Origin of the sequence: Mycobacterium sp. NAZ190054 (assembly GCF_001545925.1) — a bacterium.
Lineage (GTDB): Bacteria > Actinomycetota > Actinomycetes > Mycobacteriales > Mycobacteriaceae > Mycobacterium.
In genome coordinates, this window is record NZ_LMVQ01000460.1 from 1 (window position 1) to 1299 (window position 1299).

The 1299-nt window shown below is 74.4% G+C and carries 1 protein-coding gene and 2 pseudogenes; 2 read left to right on the plus strand and 1 reads right to left on the minus strand.

What is annotated here, in order from left to right:
- Window positions 1-110: 110 nt before the first annotated feature.
- Both ASJ79_RS24245 and ASJ79_RS24250 read left to right on the plus strand, forming a co-directional pair.
- Window positions 111-434 (plus strand): annotated as a pseudogene (locus tag ASJ79_RS24245) (ABC transporter permease subunit); the annotation flags it as partial.
- Window positions 431-1213: an ABC transporter permease gene (locus tag ASJ79_RS24250; protein WP_067960989.1), complete on the plus strand. Its 783-nt coding sequence runs from the start codon at window positions 431-433 to the stop codon at window positions 1211-1213. The pseudogene ASJ79_RS24245 and the gene ASJ79_RS24250, both read left to right, overlap by 4 nt.
- Here the strand turns inward: ASJ79_RS24250 and ASJ79_RS33460 are convergent.
- Window positions 1213-1299 (minus strand): annotated as a pseudogene (locus ASJ79_RS33460) (ABC transporter permease); the annotation flags it as partial. The gene ASJ79_RS24250 and the pseudogene ASJ79_RS33460 overlap by 1 nt on opposite strands.

The following is a 1299-nucleotide window of genomic DNA, read 5'->3' on the forward strand; positions in this document are numbered from 1 at the left end:
ACCGCGTCGGAGTCGACGCTCGCCGCCACCGCGGCACGCGTGGTGAGCAGCAGCCACGGCGTCATCGACACCGTCAACGCGATCCACGGCAGGACGCCGTGCCGCAGCACGCCGTCGACCGTGTAGGCGGCGCCCGGTCCCGCGGCGTGCACGGCTGGGCGCTGCTGCGCGGGCACATCGCGCCGGTCTCGGTACTTCCCACGCTGGCGCTGCTGGGCACCCGGCTGCCGGAGGTGATCGCCGGCGCGGCGATCGTCGAGACCGTGTTCGGCTGGCCGGGAATGGCGGCCGTGCTGGTGGACTCCGCGGCCGCCCTCGATTTCCCGCTGCTCGCCGCGCTGACCGTCGCGGCGGCGGTCGCGGTGCTGGCGGGGTCGGCGCTGTCCGATGCGGCGGCGGTCGCGATCGACCCGCGGATCCGGATGGCCGCATGAAGCTGGACGCACCCTGGATCGTGCTGGCCGTCATCGTCGCCGCCGCGGTGGGGATCCCGCTGCTGGCCGGCGACCAGGTCGCCGACTTCGCCGCCGCGTTGCAGCCGCCGACCCCCGAACACCCCGCGGGTACCGACCATTCGGGGTACGACCTGCTCACCCGCACCGCCGAAGGGCTGCGGGTGTCGCTGCTGATCGCCGCGGTCTGCGCCGTCGCGGCCACCGTCCTGGGCCTGGCGATCGGCGTCACCGCGGCACTGGTCGGCGGGTGGCTCGATGCGGTGGTGATGCGGCTCGTCGACGGCGTCAACGCGCTGCCGCACCTGGTGGTCGGCATCGTCATCGCCGCGATGTGGCGGGGTGCGCCGCTGGCCATCATCGCGTCGATCGCGTTGACGCACTGGCCCGCCGTGGCGCGGGTGGTGCGCGCCGAACTGCTCGCGGTCAGCGAGGCGGGCTGGGTGGAGAGCTCCCGGTTGGCGGGCGCCTCGCGGTGGTTCGTCGCCCGCAGCCACCTGGTCCCCGCGGTGACGGCGCAGGCGCTGGTCGCGATGGTGGTGCTGCTGCCGCACGCGGTGTGGCACGAATCGACGCTGTCGTTCCTCGGCGTCGGCCTGTCACCGGACCGTGCCAGCCTCGGCACGCTGCTCAGCGAGGCCCGCGGCGATGTGCTCACCGGTGCGTGGTGGACCCTGGCCGTGCCCGCGGTGGCGCTCATCGCGACCGCGCTGGCACGGTCCGGTGACAGGCCGACGCCGAGGAACGACAGCGTCGATTAGTGCCACACCGCGTGCGGCAGCAGCACCACCATCGCGACCAGCGCCTGCGCCGTCACCGCGGGGACCAGGTGGCTGCGGGCGACGAA

What these genes read in the sequence shown, in the direction of transcription:
- ASJ79_RS24250 (WP_067960989.1), top strand. Translation starts at nt 431, where the DNA reads ATGAAGCTGGACGCACCCTGGATCGTGCTGGCCGTCATCGTCGCCGCC.